This window comes from Tatumella sp. UBA2305 (assembly GCF_002345795.1).
In the GTDB taxonomy this organism is placed as follows: Bacteria; Pseudomonadota; Gammaproteobacteria; order Enterobacterales; family Enterobacteriaceae; genus Tatumella; species Tatumella morbirosei.
In genome coordinates, this window is sequence record NZ_DDVT01000019.1 from 35,572 (window position 1) to 54,733 (window position 19,162).

Below are 19,162 nucleotides of genomic sequence, written 5' to 3' on the forward strand. Positions count from 1 at the left end.
CCGCAGGCTGAAACCAGGATAAATTTTGCGGGCACCGCCTCAGCGACAAACCGGAATTTCATTCCCGGGCATACCAGCAACCCTGGCAGCAGCCACGATATCGTTCCAGCTTTGAATATCCAGAGGTATGCCCTCCCGTTGTCTGATTTCACGATTCATGGCTTCCCATTCGCCCGGTACTTTAATTTCCTGCTGTCCTGCTTCAGGCGATTTTTTCACCCACTCTATAAAAGCTTCTGCCTCCTGCTCCATATGGGGAGCCCCGAAAGCTTCAGGATTAATAATTACCGAAGTCATACAGTTGAAAATTGCGTCATGGCTGGATTGTAGTGTTTCCGGGTAGGTCGTCTGACCGCCGGAAAGTGCTCCACCCAGTATTTCGCACATGACTGCAAGGGCATAACCTTTGTGTTGCCCGAAGGGTAACAAAGCGCCATAAGGTGACTGATGCATGACAGACGGTTCGCGGGTGGGTTGGCCGGTACTGTCAATCAGAGAACCATCGGCCACCCGGGCACCTTTATTCCACGCCACTCTGGTTTTACCAAAGGCGATTGCACTGGTGGCAAAATCAAGCAACAGCGGTGGTTTGCCGGGTCTGGGGAAAATGGCACAGAAAGGATTGGTGCCGAAACGACGATCACTGCCGCCAAACGGAGCTACCATTGGGTCACCAGTGACATTAACAAAGTGAAATGATACCAGTCCCTGTTCAGCGCAGGCCTCCGCCCAATAACCGATGCGTCCGATATGGTGAGCGTTATGCAAACCGACAGCAGACATTCCAAATTTTTTGGCTCGCTCAATACCAGCATCAATGGCCTGGCGGGCAGCAACCTGCCCGAATGCAGCCTGACCATCAAAGGTCAGAATAACGCCGCTGTCTTTCACCAGTCGTGCCTGCTGATTGAGTTGCAAATGCCCCTGCTGCAACGAGCGCATATAAGAAGGGACCATGCCTGCTCCGTGAGAGTCATGTCCGGCAAGATTCGCGGAAATCAGGTGGTCTGCAATCAGTTGCGCTTCTGTGACTTCGCTGCCTGCATACTGCCACAGAGAAAAAATAAACTGGTGTAGTTGACTGGCTGAGATAACCACTTCATTTTCTGAGACTGACATCTGTTAACACTCCTGTCTGAAGGTCCTGTAAATAATCAGGCCGCCGGCCGGCGGCTAACCGTCTGTCGGGAACCCCGTATTACCCATTTTCCTGGCATCTGATGACATTCCAAAACTCTGCACCTCCTGTCGGTTAGCATTTATTTACAACCGATAACTGGCATTTTTGGGAAATCTGTCTGATACCCATAGGGATAGTGAAATTTTATCTATCATATACAGCACGTTATTTAAGAAATGTCGTCTTTTTTCTGACTAATGTCTGATGTTTAATTTCCGGCTAAGGTGCAAGGAATATGATGACATGCTCCCTCAGGGCGTTTCTGGCGGGGAGATAATATCGTTAATCGTCGGGATCTGAACGAGCCACCGGGCCTTCAGTGAACCACAATTTAGAAATCATTATCTGGCAGGTCAATCTGGTGTATACAAAGAGAACGGTCAAAATGGCTGCGGTGCTGGCAGGAATGCTGGGCATTTCAGGGGTACAGGCCGCGGGAGTCGGGCAGACAATATCTCAGAACTGGGATACTTTTACCGGCAATGTTGCTGAAACGTGGAAATCACCGCAATCCCTCGATTTATATCTACCCGCCATCACATGGCATAACCGTCTGACTTACGATCGTGAGCATATCGACCGGTATAACGAAAGACCCTGGGGCGCCGGGGGAGGTATTTCGCGTTATGATGATAAAGGGAACTGGCAGGGCCTTTATCTGATGGCGTTTAAAGACTCATTTAATAAATGGGAGCCGATTGGTGGATATGGATGGGAGGCCACATGGCGGCCATTCAGTAACCAGAAGTTTCATCTGGGGGCCGGCTATACTGCCGGAGTGACGGCGCGGAATAACTGGAACTATATCCCAATTCCGCTGGTATTACCGCTGGCATCGATTGGTTACGGCCCGGCAAATTTTCAGATGACCTATATTCCTGGTACGCATAACAACGGAAACGTTTACTTTGCGTGGTTAAGATTGCAGTTTTAGCCATCGCCATTGTGCAAAAAATGCCCTGTTGTGACAAAATTGGGATATTTATCACTTTTTCTTTAAATGGCGCTGGACAAATTGCACCGGAATTGATGTACTGGATACCGACACAGTTTAGTGTCCATTTTTCATGTAAAGGTAATAAGATGTCCAAGATTAAAGGTAACGTTAAGTGGTTTAATGAATCTAAAGGATTCGGTTTCATTACTCCTGAAGATGGCAGCAAAGATGTATTCGTACATTTCTCTGCAATCGTGAGCAATGGCTTCAAAACTCTGGCTGAAGGTCAGCGTGTAGAGTTTGAAATTACTGACGGTGCTAAAGGCCCATCTGCTGCTAACGTTATCAGCCTGTAATTTTCAGTCAGAATCTCTAAAACCCGCTACTGGCGGGTTTTTTATTGCCTGAATTTCACCAGAATAGCCTGCCATGACAGGAGATACCAGAGAGTGGTTGCCGGGTTCGGGTCTGTTCTGTAACGATTGGGAAGGCTTTCGGTATGATTAGTGCTATTCGTAGTCTGTTACAGAATTGTTTTGTGTTATACTCAGATTTGCGTATTAATGTAGATGTAACGATCTTCGCAGAGGTTTAAAGGTATATTATGGAAGGTATCAGTATTGCAAAACTGCTGATCATTGGTGCTCTTATCGTATTGCTTTTCGGCACCAATAAATTACGCTCATTAGGCGGTGACCTGGGTAGCGCAATTAAAGGCTTTAAAAAAGCCATGAAAGATGATGATTCAGCCGTTGCCAAAAGTGAAGCAGAGGAAGTCCCTGCTGAACGTGTGACTCATAAAGAATAATGGTAAGTCCCGCAATAAATATCCGTATTTATTGTCAGTAAAAACCAGATAGTCAGACTGTCTGGTTTTTTTGTTTTTTCAGGTATCGGAACAGTACGCCGTATCACGAAATCTTTATAAACGGCAGTCATTCGGTAACCTTCTCAGGGAATACTCGCAGAGGCCGCTTTCCTTAGCCCCTGCGCCAACGAAATTACTTAATTTCGATGCCCTGAGCCTGCATATCGGCATGGTAAGAAGACCGCACAAAGGGCCCACAGGCTGCATGAGTAAAGCCCATTGCCATAGCTTCAGCTTTCATTTCATCGAATTCATCCGGGCTCACATAGCGCTGTACCGGCAGATGATGTCGGCTGGGTTGCAGGTACTGGCCGAGAGTCAGCATGGTCACCCCGTGACGACGTAAGTCGCGCATGACCTCTATAATTTCAGCATTGGTTTCACCCAGACCGACCATCAACCCTGATTTTGTCGGGATGTCAGGATGGGCCTGCTTAAATCTTTCCAGTAATGTCAGCGACCATTGATAATTGGCTCCTGGTCTTACCTGACGATAAATCCGTGGCACGTTTTCCAGATTATGGTTAAACACATCCGGTGGGGTTGCTGTCAGAATCTCCAGTGCGCGGTCCATCCGGCCCCGGAAGTCCGGGACCAGAGTTTCAATTTTAATATCAGGGCTCTTTTCGCGAATTGCCGAGATGCAGTCAGCGAAATGTTGTGCACCGCCATCCCGTAAGTCATCTCTGTCAACGGAGGTGATGACCACATAGCGCAGTTTCATATCGGCGATAGCCTGGGCCAGTTTACCCGCTTCGGCTGCATCCGGAGGCAATGGTCGGCCATGGGCAACATCGCAAAACGGGCAGCGACGGGTACAAATAGCGCCCAGGATCATAAAAGTCGCTGTACCGTGATTAAAACATTCTGACAGATTTGGGCAGGAAGCTTCTTCACAGACGGAATGCAGACCATTTTTGCGCATGGCCGCTTTGATACCCTGAATCCGGCTGGAGTCAGCAGGGAGCTTGATTTTCATCCATTCCGGTTTACGCAGTAATTCCTGGCGCTCAGTGACAACTGTTTTAACAGGGATCAAGGCCATCTTATCTGCATCACGATATTTGACGCCGCGTTCTATCTGAACAGGTTTACTCATTTCTGCGGGTTCCGTTTGCTGATTGTCTACAGGACTGTCTGTATTCAACTAATTTCGTAACATTGAAAAAAGTATATCATTTTGCCTGCAGCGGAGCAGCCCCGAGAGACTGCAAAAGTTGCATATTTGTAAAGCTGCAGTCAACGCAACAGTGGGACTTGCTGTGTAAAATCGATATGCTGATAGCTTATCTGTTGGGTAAAATGATCCACCAGCCGGTGGGGGACTTCACTTAACCGTTGGTCATCGGTCAAATCCGCCAGCCGCGTCATTTCCATTCCGGCATAACCACAGGGGTTAATTCTCAGGAAGGGCCCCAGATCCATATCAATATTCAACGCCAGTCCATGAAATGAACAGCCTTTGCGGATTCGCAGGCCCAGAGAACATATTTTTTTTCCGTCAACATAAACACCCGGGGCATCTTCACGCGAACAGGCTGTTACAGAATAATCGGCCAGTGTATTAATCACCGTTTGTTCAAGTATTGTGACCAGTTCCCTGACACCAAGCTTACGACGGCGAATATCGATCATCACGTAGAGAACTTGCTGACCCGGCCCATGATAGGTGACCTGGCCTCCTCTGTCGCTTTGCATCACAGGGATATCACCAGGAGATAACAGGTGTTCCGCTTTACCCGCCTGGCCCTGGGTAAATACGGCAGAGTGCTGAACCAGCCATAATTCATCACAGGTCTCAGCCGTACGCTGATCGGTAAACTGATGCATTGCCTGAGAAACAGCATGCCAGTCACGTAATCCTAGCTGTCGGACAATAAGGTGTTCAGACAAGGGGTTAATCCGGTAGAGAACAGGTAAGGGGAGTATAGCGCCGGGAGTCTGGGCTGAACATCAGCCATTACCCGGCGCAGGGGATTACAGCACCATACGAACAATTTCGATATTGCCGAGTTCTTCGTAAAGCGTCTCGACCTGCTCGATATGAGTCGCGTTAATCGTAATAGAAACTGAGTGATAATTGCCTTTGCTGCTTGGTTTTACATCCGGTGAGTAATCACCGGGGGCATGGCGTTGCACTACTTCAATCACCTGATCAACCAGCTCTGGCTGTGCTAACCCCATAACTTTATAGGTGAACGGGGTAGGGAATTCGAGCAATTCATTAAGTTTGGTTTTCATAGTGACTCCGTGAACAAAAGATGCCCCCGAAAATTCGGGGGCATGGTAATACTTTATTATGTTGGGGCGGGGACGGGGAATTCAACCCACCAGGTTACCCCAGCCAGTGGCGGAACATCAGTTTAATATAATCGATTATCCGGCTAAAGAAACCACCCTGTTTCACCTCATTCAGTACGACCAGAGGTTCTTTGGCAATTGTTTTACCATCCAGTTGGAAGTCAATGGTGCCGATGACCTGATTTTTAGCCAACGGAGCATGCAGCTCAGTATTATTCAGTACATAACTTGCTTTAAGATCTTTAGCCCGACCTCGCGGTACAGTCAGCCAGACATCTTTTTCTACACCGAGCTGAGCAAGATCACTATTACCAAACCAGACCGGCTCTGACGCGAAATCTTTTCCGGCTTTTAGCGGTGACACTGTTTCAAAGAAGCGGAATCCCCAGGTCAGCAATTTCTTGCTTTCGGTTTCACGGCCTTTATAGGTACGCCCGCCCAGGACAGCGGAAATCAGCCGCATCTGTCCTTCTGTGGCTGAGGCCACCAGATTATAGCCGGCTGAATTTGTATGGCCGGTCTTTATGCCATCGACATTCAGACTGGTATCCCATAACAGCCCGTTACGGTTAGTCTGACGAATATTATTGAAGGTAAATTCCTTCTCTTTATAGATAGCATACTCTTCAGGAACATCGTGGATCAGTGCACGGCCGATAAGTGCCATATCGCGGGCTGAGCTGTACTGACCTTCGGCATCCAGTCCGTGGACCGTTTTAAAATAAGTGTTCTTTAACCCCAGAGCCTTAACATAGTTATTCATCAGTCCGACAAAGGCGTCCTGTGAACCGGCAACATAGTCAGCCATAGCGACACAGGCATCATTACCGGATTGCAGCACAATGCCCCGGGTGAGTTGTGAAACAGGAACCCGGTCACCCGGTTTCAGAAACATCAGCGATGAACCTTTAAACACAGGATTACCGGTTGCCCAGGCATCCTGGCCCACCGTAACCATATCATCCTGATGAATTTTACCCGCTTTTATTGCCTGGCCAATGACATAACTGGTCATCATTTTTGTCAGGCTTGCGGGATCGCGGCGGGAATCGGCATTCTTCTCGGCCAGCACAGTACCGGAATTATAATCGATCAGAATATAGGCTTCCGCATCGATGTCCGGTACACCCGGGATCATGGTTTTTAAATTAACTTCATCAGCCAGAGCTGAGTGACTCAACAGTAACACGGCCAGAGATACTGCGCTGAATTTAGAAAATAAATTACAAGAGGTCTTTCTGTTCATTTTTAGAATAACTTTATCTGCGGACAGGAATGTTTGTCACAAACTATAACAGGATGCCTGACTGGCAGGCATCCTGCTTTACTTAAGTTTATGCTTTTACACGCAGTAAAGGGAAAATTAATGCGCGGTGGTCACAAATGAAGCGATCTGATCACTTGCTAACCGTTGCTGTAACGCGACGGCTTGCTTGCGATCGGTATAACCGCCCAACTGAACACGATAGACATTTCCGTTGACGACTTCAGTACGGCCGGTAACGCCAAAACGCTCCCCCAGTTTTTGGGCCAGTTGTGTCGCACGTTGCTGGTCATTGATAGCTGCCACCTGAACCACAAATCCATGACCTTCGCCGGCAGTAACCGCAGGGGCTTTAGCTACCGGTGTTTTGGCTGCAGGCACGGGTGAAAAGACGGGACCGGGGTCTGGTGCTGTTACCGCAGCAGCTTCTGCAGCCGCTTCTGATTGTGGTGCCGTATGGGCTGGTGCTGTGGCAGTAGCCGGAGCCGCCGGGGTGTCGGATTCCAGAACACCACTAGCCAGGGGTTGTGGTGCACCAAGGAAACCATTGCTGTGTACCGGTGCACCCATACTGTTATTCGTTTGCAGGCTACTGTTAGACACTGGCATTACGTTACTCTGAGCATCACTATTTCCTGCCGCAGGTGCTGTTTCAGGCAATGCAGTACTGCTGCCACCTACGGTAGGGGCTGATGGCATCGGGCTGTCAAGATTTGGCCGTGCCGGCAGATCATAACTCTGGATGGCGACTTTAGTTCCCACTGTGCCCGGACCGGATAATGTTCCGTCCGGTGACACGATAATGGGATCGACACGCACGCGGGTGTTGTCAGAGATATTCAGGCGATTCGCTGAAGATGAAGACAGGTCAATGATTCTCCCCTGAACAAAAGGACCACGGTCATTAATTCTAACCACCAGTTGGCGACCGTTAGCCAGGTTAGTTACCCTGGCATAGCTGGGAATTGGCAGGACAGGGGAGGCCGCAGTGTAAGCATTGGGATCAAAGGCTTCTCCTGAGGCAGTGGTATTTCCGGCAGACTCCTGACCATAAGAACTGGCAAGGCCTACCTGGCTAAAATTAGAGGTATCTTTTACTACGGTATAACTGGAACCATTGACCTTATAATCCTGATTAGCTGATGGGATCAATGCTTCATACTTTGGCTGTACCCCTGGAATTTCGACCACAGGGCCAGTCCAGGCGGGTTGAGGAGGAGCCGCATACTGTTGCTCCTGGTTGCCGGAACACCCCGCCAACACTAACGATGCCAGTCCAATACTGATCAGCAATTCCTTACGCATGTATCGCCTCTTAAACGCTTTTTGATAACATTTTTCGATGAGTATGGATCGACATTACGATGCCAAATCCTGCCATTAATACAATCAGTGCTGAACCGCCATAACTGATTAACGGTAGCGGAACACCTACAACCGGCAAAATACCACTTACCATACCAATATTAACAAAGACATAGACAAATAATATCAGCATGATGCCACCGGACAGCACACGACCAAAGGTCGTTTGTGCTTTGGCTGCAATCACCAGCCCGCGCATAATTAATAACAGATACAGTGCCAGTAATGCCAGTACACCTACCAGCCCCAACTCTTCTGCCAGTACCGCAAAAATGAAGTCAGTGTGGCGTTCAGGCAAAAACTCAAGTTGTGACTGTGTGCCGTGCAACCAGCCTTTACCGTGAAGGCCGCCCGATCCAATAGCAATTTTTGACTGAATAATATGGTATCCAGCCCCCAGCGGATCACTTTCCGGATTGAGCAACATCATCACCCGGTCACGCTGATAGTCGTGCATCAGAAAGAACCACAGAATAGGGATAAAGGCAGCAACCAGTATTAGCGCAATGGCAATCAGTTTCCAGCTCATTCCAGACAGGAACAGTACAAACAGTCCTGAAGCTGCAATAAGAATAGCCGTACCGAGGTCTGGCTGAGCGGCCACCAGCAGAGTCGGTAAAAAAATCAGTATCAATGCTAATGCGGTATTTTTGAGTGTCGGCGGACAGACATCCCGGTTAATAAACCGGGCTACCATCAGAGGAACAGCGATTTTGGCTATCTCAGAAGGCTGAAAACGAATAAAGCCAAGGTCAAGCCAGCGCTGCGCCCCTTTACTGATATGTCCAAAGGCATCAACAGCCACCAGCAGGATAATACTCAGGATATACAGGTAGGGCGCCCAGCTTTCATAAACACGTGGCGGAACCTGAGCCAGCACCAGCATCAGGGTAACTCCCATTGCTATCTGGCCCAGCTTACGTTCCATCATCCCGGGATCCTGACCACTGGCGCTCCAGATCACAAATCCGCTATAGGTGAGCAGGGCAAAAATTATCAGTACAAACAGAGGATCGATATGAATACGGGTCCAGATCGAATTCTTCTGTGGACTATCACTCAAAGACATAATTACTCACCTTCGTAACCTGGAGGAAGCGGTGCAGCCTGCGGGAGGTCTGTGTTGTTATCTCCCAGCATAATGTGATCCAGAATCTGCCGCATAATGGTGCCGACTGCGGCACCCGCACCACCGTTTTCTAAAATCATAGTGACAGCAACCCGTGGATTATCGTATGGCGCAAAGGCTGTCATCAGCTTATGATCCCTGAGTCGCTCAGCAATCCGATGGGCATTGTAGGTTTCATTTTCTTTCAGACCAAACACCTGGGCGGTACCCGATTTGGCCGCTATTTTGTACGGAGCATTTTCAAAACTTTTACGGGCTGTGCCATTTGGCCGGTTCGCGACGCCATACATGCCATCTTTAGCAATTTCCCAGTAACCCGAATCGATTTCACCGATGCGACCTGCCTCAGCCGGACGGAAAGGAATAATTTCAGAGCCGCGGCTTTCGGCTACCAAAAAATGAGGGACTTTCACCACACCATCATTAATCAGTGTCATCAATGCCTTATTCATCTGCAACGGTGTAGCTGTCCAGTAACCCTGGCCTATTCCCACCGGAATGGTATCTCCCTGATACCAGGGTTTTTTATACCGGCGTAACTTCCATTCACGGGTCGGCATATTGCCGGCACTTTCCTGGGGTAAATCAATCCCGGTACGGGAACCATAACCAAATTTCTGCATCCATTCTGACAACCGGTCGATCCCCATATCATAGGCGACCTGATAGAAAAAAGTATCAGCAGATTCTTCAAGAGATTTCGTGACATTTAGCCGGCCATGACCCCATTTTTTCCAGTCGCGATAGCGCTTATCGGTGCCAGGCAGTTGCCACCAGCCAGGATCAAATAATGAGGTGTTACGATTAATTACACCTGCGGATAATGCTGAAACAGCGACATAAGGTTTTACCGTGGAGGCTGGCGGATAGGCAGCCTGGATGGCCCTGTTGTACAAAGGACGGTTCTGATCGGTCAGGAGTCCTTTATAGTCGGTAGACGAAATACCGTTAACGAACAGGTTGGCATCGTAACTCGGGTTTGAAACCATTGCGAGTATTTCGCCGTTGCGGGGATCGGTCACAACCACCGCGGCACGACTGCCCTGTAACAACGTTTCAATATATTGTTGTAGCCTGAGGTCAAGGCTCAGGTAGATATCGTGACCAGCAACCGGTGGCTCCTGATTTAGCTGACGAATTACCCTGCCACGATTATTGACCTCGACTTCTTCATAACCTGTTTTCCCGTGCAGTGTATCTTCGTAGTAACTCTCAATACCCAATTTACCGATATCATGAGTCGCCGCATAGTTACCGGTTTTTCCTTCCTGATCGAGCCGCTGGACATCACGATCATTGATTTTGGAAACGTATCCCACAACATGGGTCAGGGTAGCGCCATAAGGATAATAGCGCCGCTGATACCCTTTAATTTCAACCCCGGGATAACGATATTGATTGACGGAAAAACGGGCTATCTGTAAATCGTTAAGATTACTTTTCAGTGGGATAGAAGTAAAACGCCGGGAACGTTTACGTTCTTTTTCAAACGCATCAAGATCTTCCTGGCTTAAATTCAGGACGGCCTGTAACTCACGTAAAGTTTGTGACAGATTAGCCACTTTTTCAGGAATCAGTTCAGCCTGGTAGATGGTCCGGTTGACTGCCAGCGGAATTTTGTTCCGATCGTAAATGATTCCCCTGCTGGGGGCGACCGGGACCAGTTTAATACGGTTCTGATTCGACCGGGTACTGTAATCATCAAAATGCAGAATTTGCAGATGCCAGAGGTTAAACACCAGAATCGCACTCAGCATAAAAATGCCGAGAAAAGCAATTAACGCCCGTCTGGCGAACAATTGTTGTTCGGCACTGTAATCCCTGAAAGCACTTCTGGTTAAATTCATCCGCGGCCTGTCAGTCCGGAAGTTACCTTATCGGGCTATTCGCGGTGATAAGGGTGGTTGGTAGTAATACTCCACGCCCGGTAGAGGCTTTCTGCGACCAGAACACGCACCAGCGGGTGAGGGAGTGTAAGCGCTGATAAAGACCAGCTTTGTTCGGCGGCAGCTTTACAGGCGGGAGCCAGTCCTTCCGGCCCGCCGATGAGCAGGCTGACATCCCGACCATCCTGTTTCCAGCGTTCCAGTTGCTGTGCCAGCTGTGGGGTTTCCCAGGGGTGCCCAGGGATATCAAGAGTGACAATCCGGTTACCTTTTCCGACAGCAGCCAGCATTGCATCGCCTTCTTTTTCAAGAATGCGTTTAATATCTGCATTTTTACCCCGTTTACCGGCAGGAACTTCAGTCAGTTCAAACGGCATATCTTTGGGGAAACGGCGCAGGTAATCCATAAATCCGGTCTGCACCCAGTCAGGCATTTTAGTACCGACGGCGACAAGTTGCAGTTTCACTCATCAGCCCCAGAGTTTTTCCAGTTCGTATAACTGGCGGCTTTCTTCCTGCATCACATGGACAATAACTTCACCGAGATCGACAACCACCCAGTCACCGCTCTCTTTACCGTCGGTGCCCAGCGGGCTGACGCCGGCTGCGCGTGATTCCTGGACCAGGTGATCAGCAATGGACACGACGTGGCGGTTGGACGTACCGGTACAGATAACCATACAATCGGTGATGCTGGATTTCCCCCGGACATCAATAGCAATGATATCCTGAGCTTTAAGGTCATCGACTTTATCGATAACAAAGGATTGGAGTGTCTGGCCTTGCAAAAGGTTCCCCTCGTGATGAACTGACAAAACAGAATGCCCGTCGTTTCTGCCGACCGGCTGAATTTGAAGCGGCGCAGTATAGCATGCCACAATCAATCGCGATATAAGCCAGCCTGGTCGATGTAGTTTATCACCGGTTGCGGTAACAAATCCGCACAGGAAAGACCTGCATGACGACGTTGACGGATTTCGGTCGCTGATATTGAGTATAGCGGAGTATCCGCCAGCAGGATCAGTCCTGAAGGTTGCTGATGTAATTGTTGTATATCATGGGTCAGATGCTGGTTGATCCAGTGTTGTAGTTCAGGAGATTCAGGGGAGTGCTGATAGCCAGGACGACGGCAGACCAGCAAGTGGCATAATGATGTCAGTTCCTGCCAGCAGTGCCAGGTATTCAGCGTCAGCAAAGAGTCCTGACCAATAATAAAAGCCAGGGGCTGTGAGGATCCGCGTTCGGCACGTAACATTTCCAGAGTGGTGACTGTCCGGGACGGCTCATTACGCCGCAATTCCCGGTCATCAATCTCAAATAAAGGTAAGTCAGCGATGGCACAACGCAACATCGCGAGACGTTGTTCTGCACTGGCTTCCGGCTGAGGCCGGTGAGGCGGCAGATTATTGGGCAGCAATGTGACTTTATGCAACCCGGTATGTGCGGCCAGAGCTTCCACCGCATGCAGATGACCATAATGAACAGGATCGAAGGTGCCGCCAAACAGCGCATGAAGTTCAGACATGATCAAGTGCCGGTGAACTTTGGTCAAGAGAGAGTTGCAGCGTCAGAGTACTGAGTGCCGACCAGACATCACTACCGAAATCCTGTTTGATCATCCGTTCGATAGCGGCCAGCAGACGGATTGACTGATGAAGCCGTGATTTATTCAGCCGTTGCAGGGCTGTACTAAACAGCGGCCTGCGGTTTTGCCAGATACGGTGCTGGTCCATCAGTTGACGAACCGGCTGAGAGACCCGGTCCTGCTGTAAACGAAGCAGTGTCATGACTTCGCGTTGTAATGTCCTTAGCAGAATGACGGGTTCAACAGCTTCTTTTTGCAGTTGCTGCAGAATATGCAACGCCCGTTTACTTTTTCCGCCAAGAATCGCATCCACCCAATGATACGGGGAAAAATGAGCGGCATCATTGACTGCCTGCTCGACTCTGGGCAAGGTGAGTTGGCCTTCCGGCCACAATAAAGATAAACGCTCCAGCGCCTGTGAAAGCGCCAGCAGATTACCCTCATAGCAGTAACACAATAAATTGATGGCCTGTGGGTCCACCGACAGGCCGAGTGCGGTACAACGCTGGCTCACCCAACGTGGAAGTTGCGCCTGTTCCGGGGTCGTACAGGGTACCATGACTCCGTTGCCGGACAGGGCTTTAAACCACTGGCTGTTTTCCTGAGCCTTAGAGAGCTTATTCAGATGGACAATCAGTATCAGATCACTGTGCAGCATTTCGGCCAGCTGTAACAGCCGGGTGGCCAGTGCCGTGGCCGGGCCATTTTCCGGCATCTCGAGTGTCAGTGTCTGACGCTGGGTGAACAGGCTAAGGGACTGGCAGGCAGTGAAAAGGGCATCCCAGTCAGTGTGGTTGTCCACACTGAATCTGAGATTTTCGAGAAACTGATGCTGTCGGGCAGCCGCGATAATGGCATCATGGCTCTCCTGACGGAGTAAGGGATCATTGCCACACAGAAAATAACTGCCGCGCAATCCCTCTGAGAGTTGCGCGGCGAGCTGTTCAGGGTAAATCCTGATCATCATTGTGAGGTCGCGGAACCTGCAGTATTACTCTGCTGACCGGAGTGCGATGTGATCGTTTCCGGGGCTGGCAAAGTTTCTGCTGTGTTGAGCTGTGCCGCGTGTACCGCGATTAACTGCCGAACCAGCTGCTCAGCAGCCCGTACCCGCATTTCCTGATAAATCATGTCCTGCTCAGAATCCTTCGCCAGCGGAACCGCGGAGTTATCAAAGAAAGTCCGGTAGACCGTAGTACTCAATGGATAGATTCCTTTACCCGGTAACAGGACCTGTGCTGTCACGGTCAGGTGCAGCTGATACTCAGCAGCGGTACCATCAATGAAGACAGAGGCAGTAGAGCGACCGGTATTTTCTGCCTCAAGACGTAATGACGGAATGCTATTACGTCGGTCAGCACTATCATCAACCAGGGTAATCGCATTTAACCGTAATTCCTGACGCACGGTTCTGGCCAGAGGGCCATAGGGATCATTACTGGTTAAAATCATGGCCTGCATTTCCTTCGGGATCTGTGTCGTCCCGCGGGTATGAAAACCACAGCCTGCGGTGGCCAACACGGCCACCGCAAGTATCAGGGTTGAAAAAAATTGTCGCACATTGCCTCCTGCGCTTAACCTACGACCAGGTTAAGCAGTTTACCCGGAACGTAAATAACTTTACGTACAGTCACACCTTCCAGATATTTTGCCACAAGATGTTCTTTAGCAGCCAGTGCCTGAACCTGCTCCTGGGTTGCGGTGACCGGGACAGTAATTTTACCACGAACTTTACCATTCACCTGAACCACCACCAGTAAGGAGTCTTCAACCATGGCACTCTCGTCAGCGACCGGCCATGCGGCATTATCGATAGTGTCTGTGTGACCCAGTGTCTGCCACAATTCAAAGCAGGCATGTGGAGTGAATGGATACAGCAACCGGACCACAGAATCCAAAGCTTCCTGCATCAGTGCCCGATCCTGATCGGTATCCTGAGGCGCCTTCAGCAGTTTATTCATCAGTTCCATGATAGCAGCAATGGCGGTGTTAAATGTCTGACGACGGCCAATATCATCCGATACTTTAGCAATAGTTTTATGAACATCGCGACGCAGTGCCTTCTGGTCTTCGTTGAGTACATCAGCCTGCAGAGCCGGAGCGCTCCCTTTACTGCTGTGATCGTAAACCAGTTTCCAGACACGTTTCAGGAAGCGGTTAGCGCCTTCAACTCCGGACTCCTGCCATTCCAGAGTCATATCTGCCGGAGAAGCAAACATCATAAACAGACGTACGGTATCAGCACCGTAGCGCTCAACCATCAGTTGTGGGTCAATACCGTTATTTTTAGATTTTGACATCTTACTCATACCGGCATAAGTCACTTCACGACCGTCTTTGTCTGTTGCACTGGTAATCCGGCCTTTGTCATCGCGTACCACTGAGACATCGACCGGGGAAACCCAGTTACGCTCTCCACTGGCACCGGTGTAGTAGAAGGCATCCGCCAGAACCATTCCCTGACATAACAGGCGCCTGGCTGGTTCACTGGAGTTCACCAGACCTGCATCACGTAATAACTTGTGGAAGAAACGGAAATACATCAGGTGCATGATGGCATGCTCGATACCACCTACATACTGATCCACCGGCAGCCAGTAGTTGGCCGCCGCCGGGTCCAGCATTCCTTTATCATAATCAGCACAGGTGTAGCGTGCGTAGTACCATGAAGATTCCATAAAGGTATCGAAGGTATCTGTTTCGCGCAGTGCCGGCTGACCGTTGACGGTAGTTTTCGCCCACTCAGGATCGGCTTTGATCGGACTGGTGATGCCATTCATTTCGACATCTTCCGGCAGAATTACTGGCAGCTGGTCTTCAGGTGTCGGAATAACGGTACCGTCTTCCAGAGTCACCATGGGGATCGGTGCACCCCAGTAACGCTGACGGGAAACACCCCAGTCACGCAGACGATAGTTGACTTTACGTTCGCCTACACCTTTGGCGGCCAGTGCATCGGCAATGGCATTAAAACCGTCCTGATAAGAGAGACCATCGAACTGTGCAGAATTAAACAGAGTTCCTTTGCTGGTCATTGCTGCTTCAGAAATGTCCGGCTCACTGCCATCTTCGTTGAGGATCACCGCTTTAATCGGCAGGTCATATTTACGGGCAAATTCCCAGTCACGCTGGTCATGGCCAGGGACTGCCATCACCGCACCGGTGCCATATTCCATCAGGACAAAGTTAGCGACCCATAGCGGTAATTTTTCACCGGTCAGCGGGTGAACCACAAACGTCCCGGTCGGGTGACCTTTCTTCTCCATTGTTGCCATGTCAGCTTCGGCAACTTTGGTATTCCGGCATTCATCAATAAATGCTGTCAGGTCTGGGTTATTCACCGCAGCCTGCTGCGCCAGCGGGTGTCCGGCGGCGACAGCCACATAAGTCGCACCCATAAAAGTGTCGGGGCGGGTCGTATAAACGGTCAGTTTTTCGCTGCTGTCGGCGACATCAAAGGTGATTTCAACCCCTTCGGAACGACCGATCCAGTTGCGCTGCATGGTTTTAACCTGTTCAGGCCAGCCTTCCAGCGTATCCAGGTCATTTAATAACTCTTCTGCGTAGGCGGTAATTTTAATGAACCATTGCGGGATTTCTTTACGTTCAACTTTGGTATCGCAACGCCAGCAGCAGCCTTCGATAACCTGTTCATTCGCCAGTACGGTCTGGTCATTTGGGCACCAGTTCACCGCTGAGGTTTTTTTGTAGACCAGGCCTTTCTCGAATAATTTGGTGAAGAACCACTGTTCCCAGCGGTAATATTCCGGCTGACAGGTGGCCAGCTCACGGCTCCAGTCATAACCAAAACCCAGCAGTTTCAGCTGGTTTTTCATGTAGGCAATATTTTCGTAGGTCCACGGGGCAGGGGCGGTATTATTTTTCACCGCAGCTCCTTCAGCAGGCAGACCGAAAGCATCCCAGCCTATCGGCTGCAGAACATTTTTCCCGAGCAGTCGCTGATAACGGGCAATAACATCACCGATGGTGTAGTTACGCACGTGTCCCATGTGTAGACGACCAGAAGGATAGGGTAACATTGACAGGCAGTAGTACTTCTCTTTCCCTTCCTGTTCAGTGACTTTAAAGGTTTCCTGATCGTGCCAGTGTTTCTGGACTTTAGATTCTATCTCTTCCGGGCGGTATTGCTCTTGCATGGCAGCCTGTGGTCCTTGTTGAATTGCGCGAAGCTAACTGCAGTGATTTTTCTACGATCCGCATAGCATACCCATAAGCCCGGTGCGCAACAACACCCGCATGACTCCGGGAGGAGATTTATCCGGGAAACCGGTGGGGGGCAGCGGTAGAAAACGGAGTATTTCAGGGCTGAAGAACAACACCTGCAAGCAAAAAGCGATTGCTGCCCCGGAAATACCGGCATTTCACCACCGCCGCAGTGAAATGCCAGAACTGAAGATTAGTGAATTATTTTCGCCAGGAAATCTTTGGCCCGGTCTGAAGCAGGATGATTAAAAAATGCATCCTTGTCAGAATCCTCGACAATTTTTCCCTCATCCATAAAAATGACCCGGTTTGCTACCTTACGGGCAAAGCCCATTTCATGGGTGACAACCATCATTGTCATGCCTTCATTGGCCAGCTCTACCATGACATCCAGCACTTCATTAATCATCTCCGGGTCCAGTGCCGACGTAGGTTCATCAAACAACATAGCAATGGGGTCCATACAAAGTGCTCTGGCTATTGCCACCCTTTGTTGTTGTCCGCCAGACAACTGTCCGGGAAATTTCTCTGCATGAGCTGCCAGCCCGACCCTGGCCAGGAGTTTCAGTCCTTTCTCCCGGGCTTCTGTTTTATTTCTGCCCAGGACTTTCACCTGAGCCAGCGTCAGGTTATCGACAATACTCAGATGCGGAAACAGTTCAAAGTGTTGGAATACCATGCCTACTTTACTGCGCAGTTTCGCCAGATTAGTTTTCCGATCATTGACTTCAGTACCGTTGACCAGAATACTTCCCTGTTGAACCGGCTCCAGACCATTCACTGTTTTGATCAGTGTTGATTTCCCCGACCCTGACGGGCCGCATACCACCACAACCTCACCTTTTTTAACTTCCGTGGTGCAGTCTGTCAGCACCTGAAAGTGACCATACCATTTAGAAACATTTTTCAGGTTAATCATCAGACGGCCCTTCTCTTTTTTATATAACTGACCAGCAGTGAAATGCTCAGACTGATAGCAAAGTAGACCAGACCGGCAAACAGTATCATTTCTACCTGGGTACCATCCCGATCGCCGATGGTGGAGGCGGTACGGAAGAAGTCAGCCAGGCTCAGGACATAAACCAGGGAAGTATCCTGAAACAGCACTATCCCCTGGGTTAGCAGTAATGGCACCATGGCACGGAAAGCCTGTGGCAGAATCACCAACCGCATGGCCTGCCACTGGGTCATTCCTAAAGCCAGTGCCGCGCCGGACTGCCCCTTGCCAATACTCTGAATTCCTGCGCGGATGATCTCGGAATAGTAGGCGGCTTCAAATAGCGAAAATGCCACCATTGCGGAAATCAGCCGGATATCGGTTTTCGGTGACAAACCGAGTACCGATTGCAGAAACCCGGGGACTATCAGGTAAAACCACAAAAGCACCATGACCAGCGGTACTGCCCTGAAAAGATTGACATATAATCGGGCCAGCCAGCTAATGACCCTGACTCCGGACAAACGCATAACGGCAAGTAATGTGCCCCAAAGAATGCCAAAGACGATGGCACAGACGGTAATTTTAAGCGTCACTATCATTCCGTCAGCAAGGAATGGCAGGCTTGGCGGAATGGAGCTCCAGTCAAATGAATACATTATTTACTCCCTATATGGCCAGGTAAGCGCAGTTTGCGTTCCAGCAGACTCATGGCCAGCATGATGGCAGCATTAATAATGATATAAGCCACAGTAATGGCAGTGAACGACTCGTAGGCATGCGCAGAGTAGTCCAGTAATTTACCTGCCTGCGCAGCCATATCCACCAGCCCGATAGTCGAGGCAATGGCTGAGTTCTTCACCAGGTTGAGCATTTCTGAAGTCATAGGGGGGACGATGATACGGTAAGCATTGGGCAATAATACGTAGCGGTAACACTGTGGGAGTGTCATACCCAGTGCCATACTGGCATTTTTCTGACCACGCGGCAGTGACTGGATAGCGGTTCTGACCTGCTCACACACGCGGGCAGCAGTGAATAGCCCCAGGCAAATCACGGAACTGATGAAAAACTGAATATTTGGGTCAAGTTCAGATTTAAACCACATCCCCAGTTTCTCCCCCACCAGCTCCGGAGCAACCAGATACCAAAAGAAAAACTGAACAATCAGTGGAATGTTACGAAACAGCTCGACATAGCAGGCACCGATGGCTGACAAAAAGCGATTCGGCAGGGTACGCAAAATTCCAAACAGCGAACCGACCAGAAATGCCACCACCCATGCACATAACGAGACAGCAATCGTGACCTGGAAACCGGACCATAACCAACCCAGATAAGTGGTATTGCCGAATGGGGCCTGTTCAAAAAATATCCCCCAGTTCCAGTTTGTGCCCATAATCAACTCCCGGTAAAAAGGATAGCATCGCTACCCCGAAGACTGATGAACTCAGCCATATTGACGCCACCGCTGGCACAATAGTGT

The 19,162-nt window shown here is 49.8% G+C and carries 20 protein-coding genes; 3 read left to right on the plus strand and 17 right to left on the minus strand.

Going from position 1 to position 19,162, the window contains the following annotated elements:
• Positions 1 to 39 precede the first annotated feature (39 nt).
• Positions 40 to 1,119, minus strand: coding sequence for a malate/lactate/ureidoglycolate dehydrogenase (locus B3Z23_RS12090; protein WP_294910322.1), 1,080 nt, complete (start codon positions 1,117 to 1,119; stop codon positions 40 to 42).
• 446 nt (positions 1,120 to 1,565) lie between these two features.
• On the opposite strand from B3Z23_RS12090, the gene pagP reads away from it, so the two are divergent.
• From pagP to tatE, 3 genes are all read left to right on the plus strand, one after another.
• Complete coding sequence (pagP, locus tag B3Z23_RS12095) at positions 1,566 to 2,114, plus strand: lipid IV(A) palmitoyltransferase PagP (RefSeq protein ID WP_414716488.1); 549 nt, start codon at positions 1,566 to 1,568, stop codon at positions 2,112 to 2,114.
• Positions 2,115 to 2,263: 149 nt separating this feature from the next.
• Positions 2,264 to 2,473 carry a transcription antiterminator/RNA stability regulator CspE gene (gene cspE, locus B3Z23_RS12100; RefSeq protein WP_038019505.1) on the plus strand — a complete coding sequence of 70 codons (210 nt, stop codon included), beginning with the start codon at positions 2,264 to 2,266 and terminating at the stop codon, positions 2,471 to 2,473.
• A gap of 248 nt (positions 2,474 to 2,721) precedes the next feature.
• Positions 2,722 to 2,925 (plus strand): twin-arginine translocase subunit TatE, encoded by a 204-nt coding sequence (tatE, locus tag B3Z23_RS12105; RefSeq protein WP_294910325.1) that lies wholly within the window; start codon positions 2,722 to 2,724, stop codon positions 2,923 to 2,925.
• A gap of 193 nt (positions 2,926 to 3,118) precedes the next feature.
• Here tatE and lipA read toward each other — a convergent pair whose 3' ends face one another.
• From lipA to B3Z23_RS12185, 16 genes are all read right to left on the minus strand, one after another.
• A complete protein-coding gene (gene lipA / locus B3Z23_RS12110) occupies positions 3,119 to 4,084 on the minus strand; it encodes a lipoyl synthase (protein ID WP_294910328.1) in 966 nt (321 codons plus the stop codon).
• A 140-nt stretch (positions 4,085 to 4,224) separates the two neighbouring features.
• Entirely contained in the window at positions 4,225 to 4,887 is a 663-nt protein-coding gene (gene lipB, locus B3Z23_RS12115) for a lipoyl(octanoyl) transferase LipB (RefSeq protein ID WP_294910468.1), read from the minus strand.
• Between the two features lie 75 nt (positions 4,888 to 4,962).
• Positions 4,963 to 5,226 carry a DUF493 family protein YbeD gene (gene ybeD, locus B3Z23_RS12120; RefSeq protein WP_038019064.1) on the minus strand — a complete coding sequence of 88 codons (264 nt, stop codon included), beginning with the start codon at positions 5,224 to 5,226 and terminating at the stop codon, positions 4,963 to 4,965.
• A gap of 94 nt (positions 5,227 to 5,320) precedes the next feature.
• Positions 5,321 to 6,532 (minus strand): D-alanyl-D-alanine carboxypeptidase DacA, encoded by a 1,212-nt coding sequence (dacA, locus tag B3Z23_RS12125; protein ID WP_294910333.1) that lies wholly within the window; start codon positions 6,530 to 6,532, stop codon positions 5,321 to 5,323.
• 117 nt (positions 6,533 to 6,649) lie between these two features.
• A complete protein-coding gene (gene rlpA / locus B3Z23_RS12130) occupies positions 6,650 to 7,855 on the minus strand; it encodes an endolytic peptidoglycan transglycosylase RlpA (protein ID WP_294910336.1) in 1,206 nt (401 codons plus the stop codon).
• A 10-nt stretch (positions 7,856 to 7,865) separates the two neighbouring features.
• Entirely contained in the window at positions 7,866 to 8,984 is a 1,119-nt protein-coding gene (gene mrdB, locus B3Z23_RS12135) for a peptidoglycan glycosyltransferase MrdB (RefSeq protein WP_414716486.1), read from the minus strand.
• A gap of 2 nt (positions 8,985 to 8,986) precedes the next feature.
• Positions 8,987 to 10,891: a peptidoglycan DD-transpeptidase MrdA gene (mrdA, locus tag B3Z23_RS12140; protein ID WP_294910339.1), complete on the minus strand. Its 1,905-nt coding sequence runs from the start codon at positions 10,889 to 10,891 to the stop codon at positions 8,987 to 8,989.
• A 35-nt stretch (positions 10,892 to 10,926) separates the two neighbouring features.
• Positions 10,927 to 11,397, minus strand: coding sequence for a 23S rRNA (pseudouridine(1915)-N(3))-methyltransferase RlmH (rlmH, locus tag B3Z23_RS12145; RefSeq protein ID WP_038019080.1), 471 nt, complete (start codon positions 11,395 to 11,397; stop codon positions 10,927 to 10,929).
• A 3-nt stretch (positions 11,398 to 11,400) separates the two neighbouring features.
• Entirely contained in the window at positions 11,401 to 11,718 is a 318-nt protein-coding gene (gene rsfS / locus B3Z23_RS12150) for a ribosome silencing factor (RefSeq protein WP_038019511.1), read from the minus strand.
• Between the two features lie 92 nt (positions 11,719 to 11,810).
• The gene (gene nadD / locus B3Z23_RS12155) at positions 11,811 to 12,455 is read right to left on the minus strand and encodes a nicotinate-nucleotide adenylyltransferase (RefSeq protein ID WP_294910345.1); all 645 of its coding nucleotides are present in this window, start codon (positions 12,453 to 12,455) and stop codon (positions 11,811 to 11,813) included.
• Positions 12,448 to 13,479 (minus strand): DNA polymerase III subunit delta, encoded by a 1,032-nt coding sequence (gene holA, locus B3Z23_RS12160; protein ID WP_294910473.1) that lies wholly within the window; start codon positions 13,477 to 13,479, stop codon positions 12,448 to 12,450. Before holA ends, nadD begins: the two co-directional genes overlap by 8 nt.
• Positions 13,479 to 14,075, minus strand: coding sequence for an LPS assembly lipoprotein LptE (lptE, locus tag B3Z23_RS12165; protein ID WP_294910346.1), 597 nt, complete (start codon positions 14,073 to 14,075; stop codon positions 13,479 to 13,481). Before lptE ends, holA begins: the two co-directional genes overlap by 1 nt.
• Positions 14,076 to 14,089: 14 nt before the next feature.
• Positions 14,090 to 16,672, minus strand: a complete 2,583-nt coding sequence (gene leuS, locus B3Z23_RS12170; RefSeq protein ID WP_294910349.1) for a leucine--tRNA ligase — start codon at positions 16,670 to 16,672, stop codon at positions 14,090 to 14,092.
• 260 nt (positions 16,673 to 16,932) lie between these two features.
• Positions 16,933 to 17,658, minus strand: a complete 726-nt coding sequence (locus B3Z23_RS12175) for an amino acid ABC transporter ATP-binding protein (protein ID WP_038019089.1) — start codon at positions 17,656 to 17,658, stop codon at positions 16,933 to 16,935.
• Positions 17,658 to 18,335 carry a glutamate/aspartate ABC transporter permease GltK gene (gene gltK / locus B3Z23_RS12180; protein WP_294910352.1) on the minus strand — a complete coding sequence of 226 codons (678 nt, stop codon included), beginning with the start codon at positions 18,333 to 18,335 and terminating at the stop codon, positions 17,658 to 17,660. Before gltK ends, B3Z23_RS12175 begins: the two co-directional genes overlap by 1 nt.
• Positions 18,335 to 19,075, minus strand: coding sequence for an amino acid ABC transporter permease (locus B3Z23_RS12185; RefSeq protein ID WP_294910355.1), 741 nt, complete (start codon positions 19,073 to 19,075; stop codon positions 18,335 to 18,337). Before B3Z23_RS12185 ends, gltK begins: the two co-directional genes overlap by 1 nt.
• Positions 19,076 to 19,162: the final 87 nt, after the last annotated feature.